Source organism: Sporolactobacillus spathodeae (assembly GCF_016908935.1).
GTDB classification, from domain to species: Bacteria; Bacillota; Bacilli; order Bacillales; family Sporolactobacillaceae; genus Sporolactobacillus; species Sporolactobacillus spathodeae.
Map to the genome: position 1 here is coordinate 1 of NZ_JAFBEV010000013.1, position 25630 is coordinate 25630.

23 protein-coding genes and 1 riboswitch are annotated in these 25630 nt (G+C 42.8%); of the genes, 21 read left to right on the plus strand and 2 right to left on the minus strand.

The genetic code is table 11. From position 1 onward, the window contains the following. The first annotated feature begins 404 nt into the window (after window positions 1-404). The 12 genes from JOC27_RS07835 to JOC27_RS07890 all read left to right on the plus strand — a co-directional run bounded on the left by JOC27_RS07835 (window position 405) and on the right by JOC27_RS07890 (window position 10160). A complete protein-coding gene (locus tag JOC27_RS07835) occupies window positions 405-677 on the plus strand; it encodes an HU family DNA-binding protein (protein WP_205006733.1) in 273 nt (90 codons plus the stop codon). A 706-nt stretch (window positions 678-1383) separates the two neighbouring features. Next, a complete protein-coding gene (folE, locus tag JOC27_RS07840) occupies window positions 1384-1950 on the plus strand; it encodes a GTP cyclohydrolase I FolE (RefSeq protein ID WP_205006734.1) in 567 nt (188 codons plus the stop codon). Between the two features lie 25 nt (window positions 1951-1975). After that, a complete protein-coding gene (gene mtrB / locus JOC27_RS07845) occupies window positions 1976-2206 on the plus strand; it encodes a trp RNA-binding attenuation protein MtrB (protein ID WP_205006735.1) in 231 nt (76 codons plus the stop codon). 58 nt (window positions 2207-2264) lie between these two features. Then, the gene (locus tag JOC27_RS07850; protein WP_205006736.1) at window positions 2265-3053 is read left to right on the plus strand and encodes a heptaprenyl diphosphate synthase component 1; all 789 of its coding nucleotides are present in this window, start codon (window positions 2265-2267) and stop codon (window positions 3051-3053) included. Then, entirely contained in the window at window positions 3050-3760 is a 711-nt protein-coding gene (locus JOC27_RS07855; RefSeq protein WP_205006737.1) for a demethylmenaquinone methyltransferase, read from the plus strand. The genes JOC27_RS07850 and JOC27_RS07855 overlap by 4 nt, the downstream gene beginning before the upstream one ends. Before the next feature lie 94 nt (window positions 3761-3854). After that, on the plus strand, window positions 3855-4829 hold the full coding sequence (locus JOC27_RS07860) for a polyprenyl synthetase family protein (protein WP_205006738.1): 975 nt from the start codon (window positions 3855-3857) through the stop codon (window positions 4827-4829). Window positions 4830-4939: 110 nt separating this feature from the next. Next, entirely contained in the window at window positions 4940-5359 is a 420-nt protein-coding gene (ndk, locus tag JOC27_RS07865; RefSeq protein WP_205006797.1) for a nucleoside-diphosphate kinase, read from the plus strand. Between the two features lie 398 nt (window positions 5360-5757). Further along, the gene (locus tag JOC27_RS07870) at window positions 5758-6552 is read left to right on the plus strand and encodes a CheR family methyltransferase (RefSeq protein ID WP_205006739.1); all 795 of its coding nucleotides are present in this window, start codon (window positions 5758-5760) and stop codon (window positions 6550-6552) included. A gap of 54 nt (window positions 6553-6606) precedes the next feature. After that, window positions 6607-7863, plus strand: a complete 1257-nt coding sequence (locus tag JOC27_RS07875; RefSeq protein ID WP_205006740.1) for a tetratricopeptide repeat protein — start codon at window positions 6607-6609, stop codon at window positions 7861-7863. 67 nt (window positions 7864-7930) lie between these two features. Further along, the gene (locus tag JOC27_RS07880) at window positions 7931-8479 is read left to right on the plus strand and encodes a YpiB family protein (protein WP_205006741.1); all 549 of its coding nucleotides are present in this window, start codon (window positions 7931-7933) and stop codon (window positions 8477-8479) included. A gap of 135 nt (window positions 8480-8614) precedes the next feature. Next, window positions 8615-9385 (plus strand): sporulation protein YpjB, encoded by a 771-nt coding sequence (locus JOC27_RS07885; RefSeq protein ID WP_205006742.1) that lies wholly within the window; start codon window positions 8615-8617, stop codon window positions 9383-9385. Between the two features lie 88 nt (window positions 9386-9473). After that, window positions 9474-10160 carry a zinc metallopeptidase gene (locus JOC27_RS07890; protein ID WP_205006743.1) on the plus strand — a complete coding sequence of 229 codons (687 nt, stop codon included), beginning with the start codon at window positions 9474-9476 and terminating at the stop codon, window positions 10158-10160. A gap of 153 nt (window positions 10161-10313) precedes the next feature. On the opposite strand, the gene JOC27_RS07895 is transcribed toward JOC27_RS07890, so the two are convergent. Beyond that, window positions 10314-10433 (minus strand): YjcZ family sporulation protein, encoded by a 120-nt coding sequence (locus tag JOC27_RS07895; protein WP_205006744.1) that lies wholly within the window; start codon window positions 10431-10433, stop codon window positions 10314-10316. 140 nt (window positions 10434-10573) lie between these two features. Continuing rightward, a riboswitch (PreQ1 riboswitch) is annotated at window positions 10574-10622 on the plus strand. A gap of 10 nt (window positions 10623-10632) precedes the next feature. Here JOC27_RS07895 and JOC27_RS07900 point away from each other — a divergent pair. The 9 genes from JOC27_RS07900 to JOC27_RS07940 all read left to right on the plus strand — a co-directional run bounded on the left by JOC27_RS07900 (window position 10633) and on the right by JOC27_RS07940 (window position 24928). Further along, window positions 10633-11127 carry a QueT transporter family protein gene (locus JOC27_RS07900; protein WP_205006745.1) on the plus strand — a complete coding sequence of 165 codons (495 nt, stop codon included), beginning with the start codon at window positions 10633-10635 and terminating at the stop codon, window positions 11125-11127. A gap of 164 nt (window positions 11128-11291) precedes the next feature. Next, window positions 11292-12206: a 5'-3' exonuclease gene (locus JOC27_RS07905; RefSeq protein WP_205006746.1), complete on the plus strand. Its 915-nt coding sequence runs from the start codon at window positions 11292-11294 to the stop codon at window positions 12204-12206. A gap of 621 nt (window positions 12207-12827) precedes the next feature. Continuing rightward, window positions 12828-14753, plus strand: a complete 1926-nt coding sequence (gene glgB, locus JOC27_RS07910) for a 1,4-alpha-glucan branching protein GlgB (protein WP_205006798.1) — start codon at window positions 12828-12830, stop codon at window positions 14751-14753. 47 nt (window positions 14754-14800) lie between these two features. Then, entirely contained in the window at window positions 14801-16246 is a 1446-nt protein-coding gene (gene glgA / locus JOC27_RS07915) for a glycogen synthase GlgA (protein ID WP_205006747.1), read from the plus strand. A 299-nt stretch (window positions 16247-16545) separates the two neighbouring features. After that, on the plus strand, window positions 16546-17691 hold the full coding sequence (locus tag JOC27_RS07920; protein WP_205006799.1) for a glucose-1-phosphate adenylyltransferase: 1146 nt from the start codon (window positions 16546-16548) through the stop codon (window positions 17689-17691). Next, window positions 17678-18904 (plus strand): glucose-1-phosphate adenylyltransferase subunit GlgD, encoded by a 1227-nt coding sequence (gene glgD / locus JOC27_RS07925; RefSeq protein ID WP_205006748.1) that lies wholly within the window; start codon window positions 17678-17680, stop codon window positions 18902-18904. Before JOC27_RS07920 ends, glgD begins: the two co-directional genes overlap by 14 nt. Window positions 18905-19108: 204 nt before the next feature. After that, window positions 19109-21532 (plus strand): glycogen/starch/alpha-glucan phosphorylase, encoded by a 2424-nt coding sequence (locus JOC27_RS07930; protein WP_205006749.1) that lies wholly within the window; start codon window positions 19109-19111, stop codon window positions 21530-21532. A gap of 63 nt (window positions 21533-21595) precedes the next feature. Continuing rightward, a complete protein-coding gene (locus JOC27_RS07935; RefSeq protein WP_205006750.1) occupies window positions 21596-23449 on the plus strand; it encodes a glycoside hydrolase family 13 protein in 1854 nt (617 codons plus the stop codon). 558 nt (window positions 23450-24007) lie between these two features. Then, window positions 24008-24928 (plus strand): branched-chain amino acid transaminase, encoded by a 921-nt coding sequence (locus JOC27_RS07940; protein ID WP_205006751.1) that lies wholly within the window; start codon window positions 24008-24010, stop codon window positions 24926-24928. Between the two features lie 222 nt (window positions 24929-25150). Here JOC27_RS07940 and JOC27_RS07945 read toward each other — a convergent pair whose 3' ends face one another. After that, window positions 25151-25558 carry a DUF2871 domain-containing protein gene (locus JOC27_RS07945; RefSeq protein ID WP_205006752.1) on the minus strand — a complete coding sequence of 136 codons (408 nt, stop codon included), beginning with the start codon at window positions 25556-25558 and terminating at the stop codon, window positions 25151-25153. Between the last annotated feature and the right edge of the window lie 72 nt (window positions 25559-25630).

Below are 25630 nucleotides of genomic sequence, written 5' to 3' on the forward strand. Positions count from 1 at the left end.
GCGTATGCGTGTAAATTATGGAACCGCCGTGTACGGAACCGTACGCACGGTGGTGTGAGAGGTCGGAAGCCGAAGGCTTCCTCCTACTCGATTTTTACGTAAAATAAATGTACCATTGTCCAAATGTTTAAAAAAAACATAGCGCGTCAATGATAATGAGGGGCGGAATAAATCAATTTAGGAGCTGTAGTGCGAAGGTGGCGAAAATGGTGATTGAGTCTGTGGACTGGCAATCGCTTACATTCTATCTGCTCCTAAATGGTATTGTGGTTTAAATAGGATTTAATTGGTAATATTTTTTATAAAAGCTGTTGAATTCTTCCATCAACTCGTATATGATAAGCGTTGTTGATGTTTCTTCCAGCGCAAACGGGAAGGCATTCCTTCTCAAGGAGGTGAAAATGTTGAATAAGACTGAATTGATTACAGCGGTTGCTGAAAGCACCGAATTGTCAAAAAAAGATGCGACTAAAGCAGTAGATTCTGTCCTGTCAACGATTGAAGACGCATTGAAAAGCGGAAATAAAGTTCAATTAATTGGTTTCGGAAACTTCGAAGTCCGTGAACGTTCTGCGCGTAAAGGGCGCAATCCGCAGACAGGTGAAGAAATTGAAATCAAAGCAAGCAAGATTCCAGCATTTAAGCCGGGCAAAGCTTTAAAAGATGCCGTCCAATGATCAATTGATACATAGGACGATCAGAATTGCGAGAGAGTCATCCTTGTGATGACTCTTTTTTAACAAGAAAATATAAGACTTTGCGCGTAGATTGTGGCAAAGGAGCTCTGGCGCCTACGAGAAGAGGAAGTTAAGCGCCCCCACAGATTCCAGCTTGTCTGCTGCTACGCGGTATCTGCGGCAAACGAGCGACCCAAGCACATTTGTTGCAAAAGAGGACTTGGCTAAGACAATGCTATGCCAAGTTTTTTTTGTAGGAGATTGCTATGTTTACATTTAATATTGTTTTTCTGACCAAAAGCCAATGTGTGCTGGCGCCTTGCGAAAACAGCGGGCCAGACGGGCTGCGCAGTTTCAAGTCGGTTCGAGAAGGCATCGATCTTGCCTGTGGTAAGCAAATAATCGAAGCGTATTGTTGCACAAAGACTTGGCTTTGCCGAGTTTTTCTTAAGCGTATCACTCAAAAGCTCTTAATTCGATAAGCTGATTGGTAGCGATGCCTCCCTGACGGTCAGAGTTGCAGCGTTTTCTTTACTTTTCATCTTTTTTTGTGCTAAAATTTTCATAAACCGCGAAAGTGAATTCGTGGTCTTTTACGGCGTCGGCTCGTGTTGATGCGAGTTGTGCACACCGAATTTTTGAATTTTAATGATACATAAGCAGATATATCTTTCTTCAGAAGGATAATCTGTTCGGGGGAACAAAGTTGACTGTTGATCATGAGAAAATCGAAAAAGCTGTTCGGATGATTTTGGAAGCAATTGGTGAAGATCCAGATCGCCAGGGTCTGATCGAAACACCGCAGCGGGTTGCACGCATGTATGATGAAATATTTCAGGGCATGTCGCAAGATCCGAGAGAATATCTAGCAAAGACGTTTGATGAATCACATGAAGAACTGGTGCTTGTCAAAGATATTCCATTTTATTCAATGTGCGAACATCACCTTGTTCCTTTTTTTGGAAAAGCACATGTCGGCTATATTCCGCGCGGTGGACGTGTCACGGGACTCAGTAAGCTGGCAAGAGCGGTTGAGGCCGTCGCGCGACGACCGCAGCTTCAGGAAAGGCTGACGACAACTGTTGCTGATAGCATTGTTGAGACATTAAGGCCATATGGCGTCATTGTAGTCGTTGAAGCGGAACATATGTGTATGACAATGCGCGGTATCAAGAAACCGGGTGCGCGGACGATTACGTCGGCAGTTCGTGGTATTTTTCAAACGGATCGAGCAGCGCGCGCCGAAGCGCTATCTTTAATTAATCATTCCTAAGAATTTTTAGAAAGCAGGTGTATCGATGGATCCGAGAAGTGAGGAAGTGCTAGGAGAATATTTTGTCATTAAAGCGGAAGAAGACGGTGTTAATGTTATCGGACTGACACGCGGTGCGGAAACACGATTTTTCCATACGGAAAAGCTGGATCAGGGGGAAGTACTGATCGCTCAATTCACCGAGCATACATCTGCGATTAAAGTCCATGGGAAGGCGACGATACAAACCAAACATGGTGTCATTAAATCTGAATAAGGCTCGCATTGCGGTTTGTACCGCTGACAGAGGGGCTTGATAGTAGGAGTATGAATATATGTCTTTAACTGAAGCGGTGGATCAATTAAAAAAAAGGCTGAGAGATGAAATTAACCATCCTTATGTTCGGCAATTTCTGAGTGAACCAGAAATTGATTGGGATAAACTGGTTGTCTATTATCTGCTCTTTGGCGGATTTGAGAATGAATCATTCGCCAGCACCTGTGCGCTGGCATTAATGGTTGCGGAGTTAGGTCTTGAAACGCACGAACAGATGACCACTTCGATAACTACGGGGCAGGAAGCGGTTCGCAAACGACAGCTCATTGCCTTATCCGGCGATTATTATAGCTCGCTCTACTACTACATTCTTGCTAAGGCCAATCAGTCCGAAATTACAGGTTGGGTTGCCCGCGCAATACAGGAGTATAATGTCAAAAAAAGCGAATTGTTCTATCCGCCGTTTCCAATTGCACGCGAACACATGATAAAATTGTTGCAAATTGTGGAAAGCAAGCTCGTGACGACGATCGCCGAGAAACTTGAAAGAGGCAATTTAACGCCGCTTCTTCAATCGTTCTTTTTGCTAAAAAGATTGATGCAGGAGCGTGGCGCTAAGGACAGCAAATTGCAGACTTATTTGATGGGGTGTTTCTCACTCAATCATTTAGCATACGCGCAGTGGCTACAATCGACAATACAAATCGCCCGAGAACAATTTGAAATTTCATCTGGCGCGTATCAGCGGACAGGTGCCGATAATGGGGAGCTGGTCTGGTCTTATCTGAGAGAACAGGTCACCCGCTTCAGAGTTGCAGGAACGACGGAAGAGGGACACACGATATGATAAATGAACAGCAAGAAAAATATGAGAAAGTTCATCATGTTTTTCAGACCATTTATAAAAAATATGATGCAATGAATTCATTAATCAGTTTCAATCGGCACATCGCTTGGCGCAAAAAAGCAAACGCTGTTGTTTCTGCAGAACCTGGGCAAAAGGCCATCGATGTTTGTTGCGGTACTGGCGATTGGACATTGTCGCTCGCAGAAGAAGTCGGCGAATCGGGACAAGTGGTTGGATTGGATTTCAGCGATAATATGCTGAAGGTCGCTCGTTCAAAAATCAATGCCGCTGGTGCAGCGAACGTAACGCTCGTGACTGGGGATGCGATGAATCTTCCTTTTACTGACGATACCTTTGATCGAGCAACGATTGGTTTCGGCCTACGTAATGTTCCTGATTACTTGACTGTGCTGAAAGAGATGCACCGTGTCCTAAAACCAGGTGGACGACTCGTCTGTCTGGAGACTTCGCAACCAAAAATTCCAGTTTATCGGCAGGTTTATTTCTTTTACTTCAGAATGATTATGCCTATACTTGGCAAAATTTTTGCTGGCAGTTATAAAGAATACGCCTGGCTTAATGAGTCGACACAGAAATTCCCTGATCGTGAATCATTGGTTGCGCTCTTTAAAGACGCAGGATTCAAGAACGTCAGTTTCATCTCTCTTATGGGCGGTATTGCTGCGATTCATCAAGGTGAGAAGTAATCGGGTTTATCCGGAGAGATACAAAGGACTCTGATCAGAATTGCTCCGGATACAAACAGAGCAGCATCTAGGTCGGGATGAAAGGTGTATCGGAATGACGCTTGTGCAAATATACAATCAACAAAAGAAAAATCTGTCAGTCATAGAAAAAGAATTGAGGCGCTCTGTCTCATCGGATCATCCGATGATTGAGTCCGCTGCTGCAGATTTAATCAAGGCAGGCGGCAAAAGAATTCGCCCATTACTCGCGCTCTTGGCCTCAGAATACGGTGATCCAAAACGGCAGGATGTGATCGATGCCGCAGTGACCTTGGAATTGATTCACATGGCATCGCTCGTCCATGACGATGTGGTAGACAACTCAGATCTACGACGTGGCCAGCCAACAGTGAAGGCAAAATGGGACAATCGATTTGCCATGTTTACTGGTGATTTCATTTTCGCTCGTGCGATTGAACGAATTTCTCATTTTGAAAATGCGGAAGCACATCGTGTGATTTCAAAAGTCATTCGTGATCTGAGTCTTGGCGAAATTGAACAGATCAAACAGCTTTTCCACAGTGAACAGAATCTTCGTTGCTATTTATTGAGGATTAAAAGAAAAACGGCGCTCTTGATGGCACTCAGCTGTCAGCTAGGTGCATTGGCGTCTGGCTGTACGTTTATGTTATCACGACGGCTGTATTACTTTGGCTATTTTATTGGTATGAGCTTTCAGATTACCGATGATATTCTTGATTTCACGGGCAGTGAGAAGGAACTTGGTAAGCCGGCCGGGAGCGATCTAAGAAACGGCAATCTGACATTGCCTACGCTCTATGCGATTTGGGCGAATCCGGAGATAAGGAAAAAGGTCGATTCTGTATTATCTGACCCGGAAAAAGATGACAAAGCATGGCGCCAAGTCATCCATGATATTCGCTTCTCAGGCGCGATCGAACGTTCCGAACAGCTGAGTAGGCGTTATTTAGAGAAGGCCATGAAGATATTAAGTGATTTGCCAGACTCAAAGCGGGCGACTGCAGCACTTAAAGAGATTGCAGCGTACATCGGCAAACGGAGAAATTAAGAGTTCGTTTATCGTTTGGCAATTCGTATACGTTTACAAGTCTTTTAAAACAGCGAAAAGAGCTGACAGAACAAGAGCTATTCGCTTGACTTACTGGAGGGTTTAAGATGATGGAAAAGACTTTTTTAATGGTGAAACCAGACGCTGTACAACGGGGTTTAATCGGAACAATTATTGCCCGTTTCGAATCGAAAGGTTTTAAGTTATTGGCAGGTAAATTGATGACTATCTCAGATACGCTCGTTCAAAAACATTATGCAGAGCATCAGGGCAAGCCATTCTACGCTGATCTTGTCAGTTTCATGACGTCAGGTCCGGTATTCGCCATGGTTTGGGAAGGCGAAGATATTATCCAGATTGCACGGCTGATGATGGGACCGACCGATCCGAAAAAGGCGTTACCAGGAACAATTCGCGGCGATTTTGCCACACGAATGAATCGTAATGTGATCCATGGATCAGATTCAGCAGAGAGTGCTTCGCGGGAAATCGGATTGTTCTTTGACAACTCGGAACTAATTGATTGGTAACCGATTGCGCAGCCTCTTCTTTCCGGCTGTGCTTTTTTGCTAATTAAGAAAGCATATGATTTTGATCGAGAGTTGCGACAATGACGCACTGGCGCCTGACGGGTAAGGAATGTGGGCAGTCGAAGCGCATGGTTACAAAAAAGACTTGGCGAAGCCTAGTTTTTATTAAGAGAAAAGAAAGCATTCTTTTGGCGAAAAATGAAGCGAAGGCGCGAGACGCCTGCGGGAAAAGCGAGCCAAGTGAGACCCCGCAGATTCCAGTTTATCTGAGGAGGCTCACCGATCGCCCGCGGCAAGCGAGCAGCTGGAGCGTAATTTTTGTAATAAAAAGACTTGGCGAAGTCTAGTTTTTCTTTCTAAAAAGCTTGGGCGGAATGAGCAGAAACAGGTGGCAGGCAATGGCACAGGGAGAAGACAGGGATTATCAACAATTTAAAGAATCAATTTTTCATTTGACAAATATTAATTTATCTTACTATAAAGAAGATCAAATGCGGCGAAGACTTAACACGTTACGCCTCAAGAAAGAGATGCCATCTTTCGTCGCTTATTTTCAAGCAATGCAACAATCGGATGCTCTTCTGAAGGAATTTCTGAGCAGGATGACAATTAACGTAACTGAATTCTTTCGAAACCGTTCGCGTTGGACTGTACTCGAAGAGAAGATTAAAAAACTTTCTCTAGAAAAGCGCAGAATCTCAATTTGGAGCGCTGCTTGTTCGACTGGGGAAGAACCGTACTCCCTGTCAATGCTGCTAAGACGCTATTTTCCCGCAGGTCATTTTTCAATTACAGCTACGGACATTGATCGTGAGGTACTTGCAAAAGCCGAAACAGGTACCTATATTGAACAGGCATTGGTTTCATTAACCGCAGAAGAACGGCAACTTTATATTTCGCAGACTGGTCTACTCTTTCAAGTCAATCCGGCACTGAAAGCAGAAATTCAATTTATTCAGCATGATTTGCTGAATGATGATCCCCCTGGACGGTTTGATATCGTCGTTTGCCGTAACGTACTGATTTATTTTACTGAAGAGGGCAAACAAGTCATTTATCATAAAATCAGTCAATCACTCGAACCAAAAGGGATACTTTTTGTCGGGAGTACCGAACAGATTTTTCATCCGGAAAACTATCAATTAGTTTCGGCTGAACCTTTTTTTTATCAAAAAGGTTTCGATATTGTTTGATAGTACTCGCATGAAGCGGATAGGTAGTTTTAACTTTTTAAGGAGGCAGTGTTAATGGATAAAATAGAGAAAGCCAACGCGTGTATGGCGAGCGGCGAAACTGAGAAGGGACTGTCGATGCTTCGGGATCTGGTGAGTGATCCTGATGACGCAATTGCTTTTGAAGCCGCATCTATCTACCAAAATTATGGATTTCTCGATGAAGCTGAAGCAGTCTATAAGCGCCTGCTTGCTAGCTATCCAGATGACAGTGAGCTGCTTTTGCAGGTCTCCGATTTATTGATTGATAAGGATCAAGAGGATCAGGCGATTGATTATCTGTTGCAGATTTCGTCAGGTGATGGCAATTATCTCAGTGCCCAAGTTCTTCTAGCTGAGCTGTATCAATTGGAAGGATTGGATGAGGTTGCTGAACGAAAATTGAAACATGCATTGAAAATAAGCCCAGGCAACCCACTACTCCTTGACGCACTCGGCGAATTTTATTTATCCTGCGGACAGCCAGCAAATGCGGCAACTTGTTTCGAAGCAATTGTTGAAAATAAAATGCTAGCGGATCAGAATATTGATTTAAAACTCGCTGAGGCATACAGTCTATGCGGCAAATTTGAAGAGGCATTGACTGCCTATCAAAAGGGATTAAAAAAAGAAAAAAGGCTTGATGGTTTATTTGGGTACGCAATGGCTGCCTCTCGATTACAAAAAAACACAATTGTCATCTCTTCGCTCGAAGAATTGAGAGAGCTCGATCCAGGTTATAGCACATTATATCCAGTGCTCGCGAATGCCTACAAACAGGAGGGGCAACTAGAAAAAGCACTGCAAATTGCTGAAGCGGGATTGGAACAGGACGAGTATAATAATCGGTTATTTACTGAGGCAGCAAATTTAGCTGCAGCCAGTCATCAAAATGAAAAAGCAGCATATTATTTTCAAAAGTGCCTCGAGTTGGATCCAGAAAATACCCAGTCTTTGATCCGCTTAATCGAATTATATGCACAAAATGGCGATTATCAGTCGATCATCAAGCAATTGGAAAAAAGGCACCCTGAAGATCCAATGCTTCAATGGTTCCTCGCAACTGCTTATAATCAGGAGGATCGACTTGACGAAGCTGGACACTACTACCAAGCTTGTTCGTCGCACTTTTCAGGGAATCCAGAATTTTTGAGGGAGTACGGCGACTATCTAAGAGATATCGGCAATGCCGAAAAGGGACTTATTTTGCTTGAAAGAGCTTTGAAACTGAACCCGGAAAATGATGAATTAGCAGAATTTATTAATAGGCTTAAGCAGGATGATTTCGATTAAGCAGCGAATAGTATAGAATAAGAGGGAGGAACTTTGGTTCACGATTTTCGGAGAGGGGATGAGAGAATTGGAACAGATCGTCACGAGCACACAAAAGAAAGTGTTTATTAAATGGCTAATTGAACAGCATGTACTGGATAATCGGGAAACGATATGGTTGTTAAATTATCTCAGAAGCAATGAACGTCTGTTGAATATTGTTCATTTTGTTGAAGCGATTGGTCAGCGCGAGCGGTCGATTGTTATCAGTTGCAACTCTCGACGCGATTCTGATTTTGAGTATATTAAATCTGCGGTTCGAACGACCGATCCCGAAAAAGCTTTTCATGATTTGCGTCTTAATCAAGATGATCCGGTGTATATCAAGATTAATATGGAATCAGTGCAGCCGAGCGCGGAGTATTTTGCTGTTTTGGAAGATAGCCAGGACTCATCACCGCTCTCGATTCACGAGACTTATGGGAAGGCAGCTGAGAACGCAACCAACGCCGCAGAACGCGCTTATGCTGAAACCATTATCTATGAACAAATCAATCATGCACTCGATATTGGCGATCGAGATAAATTTATTGAACTGTCGAAGCTTTGGAAAACGATCAAGGGCCAGAACCACTAGCTTTCTAATGCGATCTAATGAAAGCGTAAACATGTATAAAAATTCAGAATGCCGGCATATATCTCCTTTGTGCCGGTCTTTTTTTGTTTTCAGAAACATATACTTTTGAACAAGCCGTTTAGAGGAGGACAAGTGATGAATGCTGCACGGTTTGCTGCGATAATTGGTCTCGTCATCGTGCTTTTGCTTCCGCTTGATGCAAAAGCTGATAGTATCACCTTGAAAACCGGCCAAAAAGATACACTGATCGACCTTTCCGATCAAATATTTCAATACGCCAGTGCCGGTCAACAAACAGCTGCTGATAGCCTGCTTCACCAATTCCTCTCTCAATGGCATGTGGCGGAGAGTCATTATTCACAGCAGGACAGTCAGATTGTCACCACAGCAGCGAATCAGGTGCAAGTTGCCTTGCATGCAGATGCAACGAAGCGTGAGATCGAGAACAACGCGATTGTGCTGCGCCTTTGTATGGATGCATTATCAAATGATGGATCGCAGCCGCTCTGGAAAGCATTGCGTACACAGGTGTTATCCCCAATCAGCCAAATGAAAAGGGCATTGGGCCGTCATCAAAATCAGGAATACCAGCTGGCATTGAACCGTTTTCTTGATCAGTATTCGCTTATCTACCCCGCGATGAGCCTCGGCCCTCAAGCGGATAGGGTAAAGTCGATCGAAGATCAAGTGACAAGGCTCGATCAGCAACGTGATAATGCCACAGAGAATCGCAAGCAGCTGCAAGAAATAAATGTCATGGAAACGGAATTAAAACAGGTTTTCAATGTCAATCCGATAATGTCCAACCACGGCTATGCTATTCTAACAGCTATATTTGCTGTCCTTTTGTTCAGTATTCTGGGTTATACCTCATGGAAAAAATTTCACGCCGCACCTTTTCATTAAATGGTTTCTTATTGTCTGTAACATAATTTTGACAAAATGAATAAGTTTGACTAAAATTGACTATATAGAAATTGTTGGAGGAATGCGGATGTTACAATATTTGATTTACATGGCTGTCTTGATGCTGATTCCGTTATGGGCGCAAATGCGTGTCAAATCGACTTATGCCCGTTTCTCAGAAGTTGAGAACTCAACGGGGATGACCGGTGCACAGACCGCTCGACGGATTCTGGATGAAAATGGCTTGTATGACGTGACGATTCGTGAGGTTGAAGGTTCACTGACTGACCATTATGATCCACGCGATAAAACGGTCAATCTTTCTACTGACATTTATCATGGTGCGTCTCTTGCAGGCACAGCCGTTGCAGCGCATGAGGTTGGTCACGCCATTCAGGATGCCAAGGATTACACATTTATGCGTGTGCGAAGTGCGCTAGTACCGGTCGCTAATCTTGGTTCCAACTTTTCCTATATCCTGATCATCGCAGGTTTCATTTTCGGTGCGATGCAGCTCGCGACAATCGGTGTCTTGTTCTTTGCTGCCGCAGTACTTTTCCAACTTGTCACACTGCCTGTTGAATTTGATGCCTCAAGTCGAGCATTAAAGCAGATTGTTAATCTCGGGATTGTTCAAGAAGAGGAAAAGCGGTCGGCAAAAAAGGTATTGTCAGCGGCTGCGATGACTTATGTTGCTGCCGCGCTCGTCTCAGTGTTGGAATTGATTCGTTTCATCCTAATGATCACAATGGCTAATAATAATCGCGAAGAATAATCCAATCGCATGATGCTTAGAGAAGAAAAAGGCTACCACATTTGGTAGCCTCTTTACTTGGACTGATATAGGATTAACGCTGGCTTCGTTGTTGACGATGCCAATTAATCGAAGCGGTCCGATGTTCGGGGTCGAGGCAAACTGATTCTAAAATCAGTAGCAGAACGAAGCACCGATAATAATCAACAAGATAAACAAAACAACGAGCAGAGCAAAGCCGCTTCCGAGGCTGCTTCCACCGCATCCGCAACCGCCGTTTACTGGAGCACCCATCAACAAACACCTCCTCGTTAGGTGATAATACAGTATATGTACTAGTTGGAATGTGTGCGTGGGCAGATGGAGGCAAAAACCTTGTCCGTCATTGTTTGACAGCAAACGTCGACTATTGTAAACTGATGAAGTTTGTCAATAATAACGTGGTTCGAAACCATCCCACGTCTATCAAAAAACTAAGGAGGATTTCGTGAAATTGAAACTCAGAATTTTAGCGTTGAATGCAATTATTGCGGCGATTTATATTGTTTTGACGTATATTAGTCAACCCGTTGCTTTTTACGCCATTCAATTCCGGCTATCGGAAATGTTGAATCATTTGATTGTTTTTGACAAAAAATACTTTTTTGGAATCGTTGGTGGCGTTTTTCTTGCTAATTTGTTTTTCTCACCAATGTTACCTTTTGATTTAACTTTTGGGGTCGGACAATCGATACTCTCATTGCTCGTCACTACGCTCGTTATTCGCTTTTTGAAAAATATCTGGGTGAAACTGCTCGTCAATACAGTGATATTTTCTGCCTCAATGGCAATTATTGCATGGGAACTTAGTTTGGCTGGTGTCGCCGGAAAAATACCATTCTGGATGAATTGGCTAACGATTGCTTCCGGAGAATTCGTCGTCATGCTTATTGGCATGCCAATAATTTACGCGATCAATAAGCGGATTCATTTGGAGCAACAATTTTAAGCACAGCGTCAATCGATCAATTAGAATCGGATCAAATAAAGGTTGATAGTAGCCTTTTATCTGATCTGATTTTTTTTAGCAATGGTATTAGGCGGACAACTTCCCAGCGGCGAGGAGTGTCTATGCTATAATAAAAAGTATTATCCGAGAAATGAGGGAAGAAATTGAAGCGACCGAAACTCTTGCTGATTGACGGGATGGCGCTACTTTTCAGAGCTTTTTATGCAACGGCACCTTCCGGGCAATTTATGATAAACGGTAGAGGCGTACCGACAAACGGCGTTCAAGGTTTTTTGCGGCATTTGCTAATCGCAATTGAGGCGGTTCAACCGTCGTATGTTGCGGTATGCTGGGATACGGGTAAGAAAACATTTCGTCACGAGCTGTTTGACGGCTATAAAGCGAACCGCAGCGCGCCGCCAATTGAAATGTTACCTCAATTTGACTTGGCACGCTCGATGACTGATGCGTTCGGGATACCCAATGTTGGGGTGGCTGGATACGAAGCAGACGATTGTATCGGCACACTCTCTCGAACCCTGCATCAAAAGATTGACATTCGGATTGTGACCGGTGATCGCGATTTATTGCAATTACTTGCGCCCCATGTACATGTGCGTCTCCTGCAAAAAGGATATGGAAACTATCACCGATTTACTGAAACTCTCTTTCAAGAAGTGATGGGCATTACACCAGAACAGTTCATTGATGTCAAGGCGTTGATGGGCGATGCGAGCGACGGATATCCCGGGGTGCACGGAATCGGCGAAAAAACAGCACTGAAACTGATCAAGCAATTTGGTAGCCTTGATGCGCTTCTTGGTAAACTTGATGAAATCCCGGCAGGACAGCAGAAAAAAATTGTTGCAGACACGGATATGCTACTGCTTTCCCGTCGGCTTGCTGCCATTCATTGCAGTGTACCGATTGACTTTGAAATGGGCGAAGCCGCCTATCATGGGGTTCCAGAATCCTTTGTGGAACGTGTACACGATGAAGAGATGAAACTGGTTCAGCTTGATCTGAGGCAGAGGCATCATCTCGATAATTTGCGCGCTACTGGAAACTTCCCTCATTGAAAAAATGTTGCGCGGACCTAGACGGAATAGATGTTACTACTAAAGGATCACAAGCGGCAAGCGAACACATGGCAAGTATTTAATTAAAATCAATAGCAGACTTAAGCAGAGCTATAGAATAATAAACTACAAAAGGGATGTCTTAAGGGTAAATCGACTTTGGGATATCTTTTTTTATGCGTTGAATGTAAAAGATTTTGCGCGAGAAGCCTACGGGAAAAGCGAGCTAAGTGAGACCCCGCAGATTCTAACTTGTCTGAGGAGACGCGCGGCGCCCGCGGCAAGCGAGCAACCGAAGCGCAATTGTTAAAAAAGGACTTGGCTATGCCAAGTTTTTCTGATAGAGACACCGAATATTTCAAAAAGAGACCCCAATTAATGAAACAGAGTTCCGTTATGACTGTTTTTCTGTGAAAGAATCGTGGAAAGTGTATTCAGAGATAAAGCAAGAAACCAATAATATCACTGAATGTGACAATATCCTGTCATAATTTATCAAAATATTTTTATTTTATCAAAAAAATTGATTTGTTTGAGAGGAAAAAAAAGAGATTCGGCGAAATAGTAAATTAAGAATAATATTCGACAAGGGCGTGAGTAGAATTGCTGACCATTGAGAACATGCCACAACTATATCCGAGCGATTTCGATCTCTATCTATTTCATGAGGGAACACTATATGAAGGTTACAAGCTATTTGGCGCACACTACATTGAAGGCGAATTAGGTAACGGCTTCAGATTTACTGTATGGGCTCCGAACGCTCGAGCCATATCGGTTGTCGGGGATTTCAATGACTGGAAGCCCAATAGTCATCCACTTAAAATGGTGAAGCACTCAGGCGTTTGGACAGGCTTTATTCAGGATCTGTCGGAAAATGTACGTTATAAATATGCCATTGAAACCCGTTCCGGTACGATCATCTTTAAAGCGGATCCTTTTGCCTTTTATGCAGAAAAACGGCCCGCAACTGCATCGATGACATCCCGTCTGGATCGTTATGAGTGGCATGATCACAAATGGTTGAGGACACGCGAAAAGATCGATATTTATCATCGGCCAATGGCTATTTATGAATGTCATCTTGGATCGTGGAAAACCAAGGATGGCGAGTTGATGAGTTATCGGGAATTAGCGGACGAGTTGCCGGATTACGTGTGTGATAAGGGATTTACGCATATAGAATTGATGCCAATTATGGAGCATCCGTTTGATCGCTCTTGGGGGTATCAAGTCACTGGATTGTTTGCACCAACAAGTCGTTTTGGCAGTCCTGAAGATTTTATGTATTTTGTTGATGCCTGCCACGCACGTGGTATCGGTGTCATCTTGGATTGGGCACCTGCGCATTTTTGCCGCGATGCACATGGTCTTGGCCGGTTCGATGGAACGCCTCTTTATGAGCCGGTGGATCCCCGCCTAGCTGATCGGCCGCAATGGGGCACATATAACTTTGATTTTTCAAAGAATGAGGTTGTCAGTTTTCTGATTTCGAGCGCGCGGTTTTGGATGGATGTATTCCATGTTGAAGGCTTCAGAATTGATGCCGTTTCTTCCATGGTCTACTTAAATCATAATGATGATTTGCCTTATCGATTGACAAATAAAAATGGAGGTGAAGAAAATCTCGAAGGTATTGAATTTTTGAAAAAGCTAAATGCAACCATTTTCATTAAATTCCCTTCAGCACTGATGATTGCTGAGGAGGCAACGGATTATCCCCTTGTGACTGCACCTGTGGATAAAGGTGGTCTTGGGTTTAACTACAAATGGAATATGGGCTGGGTTCACGATATTCTTCGCTATATGAGTTTTCCGCCGGAACAAAGGCGGGATCATCATCAATTAATCACATTTTCCATGCTCTATGCGTATTCGGAAAACTTTATCTTGTCCTTTTCTCATGATGAACTCGTATATGGCAAACGTTCACTACTAAATAAAATGCCTGGAGACATGTGGCAGAAATTTGCCAACCTACGCGCGTTATATGGTTACTTTATAACACATCCTGGAAAAAAACTGCTCTTTATGGGCAGCGAATTCGCTCAATTCGATGAGTGGAAAGATCTTGAACAAGTGGACTGGAAATTGTTGGACCAATACGAGACACATCGTTCATTTTTGAAATTTTCGACAGCTCTCAATCATTTTTATCAGGAACATGCTTGCTTGTGGCGTCTTGACCATGAAGGGGAAGGGTTCGAATGGATTGATGCTGATAATAACCAGCAAAGTGTGATTAGTTTTATCCGCAGGGGAAAACGAAAAGGCGATTATTGTATTGTCGTTTGCAATTTTACACCAACTGTTTATCACGATTTTAAGATTGGTGTGCCGAATGCCGGTACTTATCTTGAGATGTTTAATAGTGACGCCGAGCTTTACGGCGGGAGCGGCCAATGTAATACCGAACCGGTTGAAGCGGAAGATGCACCATGGAATAATCAGCCCTATGCGCTAAAGGTGACCCTCCCACCACTTGGCATGTCAATTTTTATGAAAGAGACGAAAAAAAGATTGCAGGAATTTACGGCTCACAATTGAAGCAGGAATAACAGGGTTTTCAGTGACTACTGAGAGGAGATAGAGAGATGCATGTGCTTTTTGCTGCTTCAGAATGCGTTCCATTCATCAAAACAGGAGGACTCGGTGACGTTGTGGGCGCGCTGCCGAAGGCATTGCTCCGTCAGAATGCTGAGGTCAGTGTGATACTGCCAAAATATGAGGATATTGCCCCGAAATATTTGGAGCAGATGACTTTTTTGAGAAGTATTACAGTCCCTGTCGGCTGGCGGAAACAATATTGCGGGATTTTCTACTTACAAACAGACGGACTTACTTATTATTTTCTGGACAATGAATACTATTTCAAAAGACATGGCTGTTATGGCTACTATGATGATGGCGAACGCTTCGCTTTTTTCTCGCGCGCCGTTTTGGATGTTCTACCGTATCTGTTCACAAGACCGGATGTTATACATTGCCATGATTGGCAAACCGGACCAATTTGCGCGTTGCTGAAAAGCAACTACTTTCAATCCCAGAAATTTTATCAAAAAATAAAAACCGTGTTCACGATTCACAATCTGCAATACCAGGGGGTTTATCCAAGATCTGTCCTTCATGATCTGCTTGATCTTGATGACTGGTATTTCCAACCGAACGGTTTGGAGTTTTATGGAAATGTGAGCTATATGAAAGCTGGACTTGCATTTGCCGACCGTTTATCTACGGTAAGTGCTACGTATGCGGCAGAAATACAGATGCCGTATTATGGGGAAAAACTTGACGGTTTTCTACGCTGGCGCAATCATGATCTGCATGGCATTGTTAACGGAATTGATCGCGTGCGCTATAATCCAAACGATGATCCGGCACTGATTTTTCCTTATGCGAATCCTGAGGGAAAGAAAGCGAATAAAGCGGCGCTTCAAGATCAGCTTGGATTACCTGTTGATCAAGGTATACCGATGGTTGCGATGATCACGCGGCTTGTTGATCAGAAAGGCATTGATATTGTACTTAGAGTATTCCATGAAATGGTCGATTCGGGCATACAATTTGTTCTGCTCGGCACGGGTGATTCAGATTATGAGCAAGCCTTCCGTCATTTGGCAACGCAGTATCCAAACAGTGTATCCTGCAATATTTATTTTGACGATGCATTAGCAAGAAGAATTTATGCAGCCTCTGACTTATTCTTAATGCCGTCTAAATTCGAACCGTGTGGTATTGGCCAACTGCTTGCTATGCGCTATGGCAGTTTGCCAATTGTCAGGGAAACAGGCGGTCTGAAAGATACGGTCGTCCCTTACAATGAGTACACCGGTGATGGCTACGGGTTCAGTTTCGCTAATTATAACGCGCATGACATGCTTCATGTGGTGCGGCAAGCTGTTCGTTTTTACAAGGATCATCCGAGCGACTGGTATCGTATTGTTCAGCAAGCCATGCAGCTTGATTTCGGTTGGGATACTTCTGCGACAGCGTATTTAAACTTGTACCACTCGCTCACTGGTGATCGAATTCAAGTTTAAGATAAAGTGAAAACACTGAAAATACGCAAAATAGAGGAATTTATCGTTAAATTGTTGTGAATATAGAAGCTGCTCTTTTACTTCCAGAAGCTGCTTTTCAAATAATGTGCTCAAATTATACAAACGTGGAATGAAAACAAATGTGAGTAAAAAAAATTATTTGTTAAACTTGCTTTTTTTGATTATTTTCCGGTATTCAAAAGTAATGGTTTCACTTATCACTCATAAAATTTAAAAGGGTCCAATGTGCAAAGGGGGTGCATGGAAAGAGATGGATGCCCATTCTTTTTCCGCTCGTGATGAAAAATGAAATGATTGCAATGATATTAGCAGGGGGACAAGGTTCTCGACTTGGTAAATTAACGCGTACAATCGCTAAGCCAGCTGTTCCATTCGGCGGAAAATTTAGGATTATTGACTTCTCACTGAGTAATTGTTCGAATTCTGGAGTACGTACCGTTGGGGTTATCACTCAATATCAGCCTTTAGAACTGAATAGTCATATTGGTAATGGATCCTATTGGGGACTGGATTATCGGGATGGCGGTGTGACGATTCTGCAGCCGCATTCCAGTCTTGACGGTGAGAAATGGTTTGAAGGAACGGCGCATGCCATCTACCAGAATATCAGTTTCATTGACAGTCACCAACCCACTTATCTTCTGATACTATCCGGCGATCATATTTACAAAATGGACTATGAACGCATGCTTGATTTCCACAAAGCTAAGAATGCGACCGCATCTGTCGCGGTTATCCGTGTACCGCTTGCCGAGGCGTCACGTTTTGGCATTATGAATACTGATAATACCGATCGAATTATCGATTTTGAGGAGAAGCCGGCTCACCCTAAGAGTAATCTTGCTTCAATGGGCATTTATATTTTTAATTGGGAAGTATTGCGTCGATACTTGACCGAAAGCCATGCAACCGGTCAGAACATGGACGATTTTGGGAAAAATGTAATTCCATCATACTTAGCAAATGGTGAAAATGTTTTTGCTTATGCGTTTGACGGGTACTGGAAAGATGTTGGAACGATTGAAAGTCTTTGGGAAGCCAATATGGCTTTTATTGACCCGGAACATGAATTGAATATTCGCGATCGCTCATGGCGCGTTTATTCCAAAAATCCAGTCGCTCCGCCGCATTACTTGACGAAGGAGGCAAGGGTTCGTGAGTCATTAATCGTTGATGGATGTTACGTGTCCGGTGAAGTTGATCATTCGATCATTTCTCAGAATGTGAAAATAGGTGCGAACAGCAAAATTAGAAACTCAGTAATTATGGCTAATGCGGTCATCGGAAAGAACGTGACGATCGACCACGCCATAGTCGGTGAACATGCCATTTTTGCGGATAATGCTCAGGTAGTCGGAGACAAACAGATTGAAGTAGTGGGCTACAATGAAATCGTGGGGGGTCTTGGTGATGAGGAAGAATAAAATTTGCGGCATACTGAACTTGACTGAATCAAGAAGAGAAATGTATCCGTTAACGCATGTGCGTCCTGTGGCGGCGCTACCTTTTTGCTGTCGCTATCGGATGATTGATTTGCCTCTGACCAATATGACGACTGCGGGTATTGATACAATCGGTCTTTTTTGCAAAGACAGTTTACGTTCGATCTACGATCATATTCACAGCGGCAGTGAATGGGGGCTAGAGAGCGTTCACGGTGGCTTATTTTTCTTCTCTTCAGGCACAGCCGATCAGCATGAGGCAAGAGCTCTTGGTCGTTATGGAGATATCTACAATTACTATCAGAATCTCGAATTTATTGAGAAATCAGAAGCTGAATACGTTGTGGTCATGGGGTCGCGTACGCTCTGTAATATAGACATTCAGGCTGTGCTCCGCAATCACATTGAACAAGGCGCCGCAATAACAGTCGTTTACAAATCTGTTGAGCGTTTGACCGAAGACGACCAAGAGATGTCTTGCATGATGATCGATGAAGATGGGCGCGTTCGTGCGCTACGATCATGCAGTACGCAAGCACGTAATCAGAAATCATTTATTAATATGGAAATTTATTTGATGAAAAGTTCGCTTTTCACAAAGCTTATCCGTAATACGGTTGCAGAGAATGAACGTTGCAATCTTAATGATGTCCTCCATAAATCGATGATTAAATTACAAACAAACGGATTTGAATACACCGGCTATTTGAAAAATATCAATTCTATCCAGGCGTTCTACAACGCGAATATGGATATGCTTCAAGATGCCAATCTGACCGCACTATTAAAAGGTAGCCAAAATATTCATACCAAGGTGAAGAATGAGGCGCCTACCTATTATGCACGGACTTCAGACGTTAATGACTCGTTAATAGCAAATGGTTGCTTATTAAAAGGGGAAGTCAAGCATTCAATCGTGTTCCGTAATGTAACTATCGAAAAAAACGCAGTTGTCAATAGTTCTATCATTATGCAAGGCAGCTATGTTGGTACCGGTGCAGAACTACACTATGTCATTCTTGATAAACAAGTGCGCATCGAACCGAATACGAAGCTGATTGGAACAAAGGATAAACCGATAGTTATTGAGAAGAATTCAATCATCAGTCGGATTGTTGAAGATAAGCCAGTTGAAAACTCATTGATTTCTTTAAAAGTATCGCACGTGGACGACCAGACCTCTTTATTTTCTTAAGCAAATTTTATGTTGAAAAATGTAATCATTGATGGATGGCGAAATGAGTTAAATCGTCGAATTCTGGAAATGATTAATTAACATACTAAACTGATATTTTGCTGCGTAAGAGAACGGCTGGATCTACTCAAGGAGCCCACAACTGTCCTCTGAAAGATACCGATTGCCGCAAAAGACGCTCCAGAAGTAAAGGATGGTAGATTCATGGACTTGACTAAGAAAAGGTTTAAAGAGGATTTTAAAAGAATGCTAACTGAGCTTTATTCCATGGATGTTGCGCAATCGGAGGATACCGAGCAATATTTCGCTCTAGGCAACCTTGTCCGCTCGTATTGTGCCAAAAATTGGAGCAGTACGAATCGACTTTATATGAAAAAAGAAAAAAAGCAAGCTTATTATTTTTCAATGGAATTCTTGCTTGGGCGAATGTTGAAAAGTAATTTGCTGAATCTCGGTATTCTGGAGACTGTGCGCGGCGGATTAAAGGAACTCGGTATTGATTTAGAAAAAATTGTGCAAATTGAAGCGGATCCAGGGCTTGGAAATGGTGGGCTTGGACGTCTTGCTGCCTGTTTTATTGATTCAATGGCGACATGTGAAATTCCTGGGCATGGTAATGGCATTCGCTTTAAATATGGGCTGTTCAAGCAGAAGTTTGTCAACGGCTATCAAGTGGAATTGCCGGAAAACTGGCTGCAGAACGGCAACGTCTGGGAAACGAGACGGATGAATATGGCGGTTACCGTTTCATTCTATGGAAAAGTATGGCTTGAGGAAACGGTCAATGGGTATATGCTGCCGCATTATGAAAATACAGAACGGGTTTTAGCCGTTCCTTATGATACACCAATTATTGGTTATGGCAATAATACCGTGAATACGTTACGGCTTTGGTCAGCAGAATTGCCGGCGCAAGATGAGGCAATGGACTATTGGTCGTATATTCAGCGCAGAAATCGTATTGAGAGTATATCGGAAGTACTGTATCCGGACGATTCGAATTACGAGGGGCGTTTGCTACGTCTCAAACAAGAGTATTTCTTTGTCTCGGCGGGTATCCAGAGCATCATCCGCCACTATAAGAAAATGGGACTTAGCATTAATCATTTGGCGGAAAAAGTAGCAATACACATCAATGATACACATCCTGCTTTATGCATTCCTGAACTGATGCGTCTTCTGCTTGATGAAGAGCATTTAGACTGGGAACATGCGTGGAATATCACAATCAATGTGATGAGTTATACGAATCATACAATCATGTCTGAGGCACTGGAGAAATGGCCAATCGACATGATCAGTTCACTTCTGCCCCGTGTCTATCAAATTATTTCGGAAATCGACAGACGCTATGTGGAAAAAATGGCGGCGCTCCATTCAACTGGCAAGATTGAGCGAACACGAATCATCGAAGGCGGACATGTTAAGATGGCACATCTGGCAATCATCGGCAGTCACAGCATTAATGGCGTAGCCAAACTGCATACGGCTATCTTAAAAGAGAAGGTGCTTCATGATTTTTTCTTGATTTACCCGTCTCGTTTTAATAATAAAACAAATGGCATCACACAGAGACGCTGGCTGATGCTTGCAAACGAACCACTGCGTGAGCTGATTAACGAAAAAATCGGCAACGACTGGGAGAAGACGCTAACTGAATTGAAGATGCTGAAAGCTTTTCGAAATGATGAAGAAACATTGAAAGAACTTGCGGAAATCAAGCGAATTAATAAAGCCCATTTTGCCGAATACGTATTGGATGCCCTGAAAATCGAAGTCGATCCAGATGCAATTTTTGATGTGCAGATTAAACGACTTCATGCCTATAAAAGGCAATTGCTGAATTTGCTGCATATTTTAAAGCTGTATCTGGATTTAAAAGAAGATCCGAAAACGGACATTCACCCACGCGTTTTCATTTTCGGAGCCAAGGCGGCACCAAGCTATACGTACGCCAAAGAAATTATCAAATTGATTAATTCAGTAGCAGAATTGATTAATCATGACGCATCGATCAACAATAAATTGAAAATCGTATTTATCGAAAACTATGGGGTGTCGCTTGCCGAGAAAATTATTCCTGCAGCAGATGTCAGTGAACAAATCTCGCTTGCTTCAAAAGAGGCTTCTGGAACGAGCAATATGAAGTTGATGCTCAACGGTGCTGTAACCCTGGCGACACTAGATGGCGCTAATGTCGAAATTCGCGATCGTGTGGGTTCGGAAAATATTATCATATTTGGATTGACTGATAAGGAAGTTTACCAATATTACCAGGATGGGTCCTACCATTCACACGACTATTATGAAAACAATCCGGTACTGCAGCGCGTACTCAATACATTAATTGACGGAACGATTCCTGATGCAGAAACAGAGGGACGGGACATATTTAATTCACTTGTCAATTATGGCGACGAATACTTTGTGCTGCGAGATTTCGACGAGTATGTCGCAGCTCAGAAAAAAATTGATAAACTCTATCGTGATCCGCTGACATGGCAGCGGATGGCATTGATCAATATTGCCGGTGCCGGTGTCTTCTCATCGGATTATACCGTTTTGCAATATGCTAATGATATATGGGATGTCGCCTATCGGCCGGATGCAGGCGAACTTTTGAACTGAATGAGCGGCCTAAGAAAATCGATACGTGTGGATGTCGTGCAATGAGGAAGAAGGAAATGATGTATGGCGCCTGATTCAGCTTATTTTAATTCTTGGTCGGAAGCGTACCGGCGTCCGTTCGGTGCGATACAAATTGGAAAAAGTATTTTTATGGCAATTGACGTTCGTTTTGCTCATGTGCTACGTGTTGAATTGGCTATTCAAAAAGATGGTAGCGGTTTTGAGTATGTGGAAATGTTTCAGGACGGCGAAGATCCAATAAAATATCGTATAAAATATGTGACGGAAGGCGCAAGTGGTCTTTATTTTTATCATTTTCGGATCACTTGTCAAACCGATAGTGGAACGCGTCTGTACTATTATGGGAAACAAGCGGATCATTGCGGCGGTGCTGGGCAGCTCTTGGATGATCCAGGGGCGGTCAGTCAGTATCAGCTGACGTGTTACGCTTATAGTGACCCAGCACCCGAATGGTATACGCATGGGATCATTTACCACATTTTTATCGATCGCTTTAATAATGGGAATGCCTTCCATCGAATAAGCAATCCAAAGAAAAATTCATTTATTTATGCTACTGAAGATGACGACCCCTACTATATCCGCGATTCAAAGGGGCATATTGTGCGCTGGGATTTTTTTGGCGGCAATTTAAAAGGGATTATAGATAAGTTGCATGAGTTGCATCAATTTGGTGTGACGATTCTTTATCTCAGTCCGATTTTCGAGGCGAGTAGTAATCATCGGTATAATACCGCTGACTTTACAAAAATCGATCCGATGATCGGAGACCGACCTATTTTTGAGAAATTAATTAAGAAAGCGAAAAGATTAAACATCCGCATTATTCTTGATGGTGTATTTAATCATGTCGGTGCGGATAGTGTTTATTTCAATCGCTTTGGCACATACGGAAATGGTGGCGCCTATAACGACACACGTTCCGCTTATTACAATTGGTTTACCTTTCATCACTATCCGGACAGTTACGACAGTTGGTGGGCGGTCGATGATTTGCCAACGGTCAAAAAAGATTTGCCTGCCTATCGTCATTTTATTTTTGATTCGGATCAGTCCATCGTCAGTCAATGGACAGAGGCCGGTATAGGTGGTTGGCGTCTTGATGTCGCTGATGAATTGCCTGATGATTTTATTGCTGGTATTCGACGCGCGGTGGATCGGCATTCCAATGGAAATGACCGGAAAGTACTGATAGGCGAGGTCTGGGAGGATGCATCCAACAAAATCGCTTATGGAAAAAGGCGACATTATCTCGAAGGCGGCATGCTTCATGGCGCCATGAACTATCCTGTGCGGCACTTAATTATTGATCTCATCGAACAGCGGATCAGTGCGCGCAGTGCCGCACGGCAGCTTTTAACCTTGAAGTCCAATTATCCGCCAGAGGCTTTCAATGCCGCAATGAATAACATCGGATCGCATGATACGGAACGCATCTTAACTGTATTCAATGGCAATGAAGAAAAATTGAAATTAGCGATTTGGCTGTTAATGACCTTGCCAGGTGTCCCGTGTATTTATTATGGCGATGAAGCCGGACTGACTGGAGGAAAGGATCCAGAAAACCGTCGCTTTTATCCGTGGGGTCGTGAGAACCAGCGAATAAAACAAATTTACTACCAGGCGGCGCAAGCGAGACGTCATGACTTAAATTTACAATCCGGCGATTTTCTACCCTTTTCCATTGGTGATTTATTTGGCTTTGTCCGTTTCCGGTCACAAGAATATTGGACGATGTTACTGCTCAATCCAACGAGTATCGAGCAGCCTGTCCATTGGGATGAACGGTTTGATGAAACTGGAGGGAGTCGCTTGTTGGAAGCAATGCGTCTGTTTCTCCCAGTCGGCCTCTCGCTTGCACCTTGCTCGCTTCGGGTGATTTGCAACAACTCATGAGATTTGAGGCACATAATGTCACGAGAGAACACCTTTTATTGAACAAGGGAAGGATGCCTCAAAAGTTAATGGGGCATCCTTGTTTCAGTGCAGTGCTCGTCCGATTATCATTTAAGAAAATAGCTCTGTTTAAATTTAATCTTGATTTTCTGACGAAAAAGGCAATATGTGATGGCGCCTTTTGTAACAAAGCCAAGAAAATAGAGCGTTAGGACAAAATTTTGAATAATTACTCATCTAGCAATTTTTCTTGTGCTAGAATAGGGACAAGATTCTTTCCTCTAAAGGGTTGAATGAGAAAAAGAATATATGACAGAATATGCGGACTAATGTAATGAATCGAATAGATCGATTAAGTGCGAAAAAATAAAAAAAATCATTAGAAAATGAAAATATTTCTATTTTGCAAAAATATGGCATCAAATTTATGCTATGATAGATTTACAAAAATAAAGGCAGATGCTTTTCCAACAGTTTATTTGGAATCGAAACGGTACATAGTATTATAGCTCCCGTTTCAAGCATTTGTTATTGACCCAAAACCAAGGAGGAGTTTACATGTCAGAATCTTATGTGTTTTACCAAGGCGACATCGTCAAAGAAGACGATGTCAAAATCAGTGTTCGTAGCAAAGCGTTCAACTATGGACTCGGTGTCTTTGAAGGCATTCGAGCGTATTGGGATGATGAAGAAGAACAACTCTACGGATTTAAACTGAAGGAACATTATGAACGGTTGAAACAGTCAGCAAAGACAGTTAACTTGAATTTTGATCTGACGGTTGATCAGCTTGTTCAAGGAACAATCGAATTACTGAAAAAGAATAATTGCAGGCAGACAACCTATATCCGTCCAATTGTTTATAACGACTCGTTGGATATTGGACCGACTCTTGACAATGCAGATGTCAAGGTTGTTATGTACACTCAACCGTTGAATAAATACGCAGGCAAATCGGAATTGAGCGTTGGCGTGACTTCTTGGAGACGTCTTTCAGACAACCAGCTGCCGCCACGCACTAAAGCAACAGCTGCTTATCTGAACTCAGCGCTCGCTGCGCTTGAGACGAAACGCGCTGGTTTTGACGAAGCAATTTTTCTGACGGATACCAACCACGTCTGTGAAGGTTCAGGTGAAAATATCTTCCTATTCAAGAAAGGAAAACTGGTTACGCCATCCCCAGCTGATAATATTCTTGAAGGAATCACTCGTGAACTGGTAATCAAATTGGCTAAAGAAGAAATGGGCTTGGAAGTTGTCGAACGCAGTGTTTCAAGGACTGAGCTATACGCTGCCGACGAGGTATTTTTCAGCGGTACCGCTATGGAAGTTACTCCGGTAGTTGCTGTTGACCATCGAACAATTGGTACCGGACATGAAGGTGAAGTTTGCAAGAAATTGAAAGAACTGTTCTTCGGATTGACTCTTGGAAAGAATTCAAAATATGCAGAATCTTGCACCCCTGTTTATGATAAATAATTTTTGATGAAGAAAAGGATCGGAGAAGTTAATGCTTCTCTGATCCTTTTCTTTTTAAAAAGCTATGTTTAAATTTAATGTTGTTGTTCTGAACAAAAAGCAATAGGTGAGACACCTAAGGCAAGCGAGCAGCCGGAAAACTAGTTTTTCTTATACTTCATTCCTCTGAAATCTTACACACGCTTATAAAGGATAGGGTAAAGGCAGCTTTTTACAGGTGTCTTAATTTTTGACGGTTATCCTTTCTTTGAGCAGTACAAAAAAGAGGATCAATCCGGCTGTCAGGATCATATGGCCAAAGCCGGCGAGACCAGAGACAGCCGGACCGACTGTTTTTCCAAGAACAGTCATTGTTCCATGTATTGCCAAAAACAGAACCGACCAGGTAACGCCGATATTATAAGTCCAGAAGAACAAATTATATAGCTTGTTCTCTGTCAGTTTCCATGATTTTTCTATCACGAGCACCAGAAGAAAAAAGAACATGCCGAGAATCAGTAGATGCGTATGCAGAATAGAGAGCATCGAATATCCGGTAAAATGCATCGCCTTTGTGAACTCTCGTTCATAGATGCCGGATAACAAGCCGACAATCATATAAATAAGTGCGGTGTAATAAATTTTTTTCATAATATCGCCTCCACTTTTTTATGTCATTATCTACTATTATACTGTGTTTTGGTCAGACTTGAGAAAAAATGG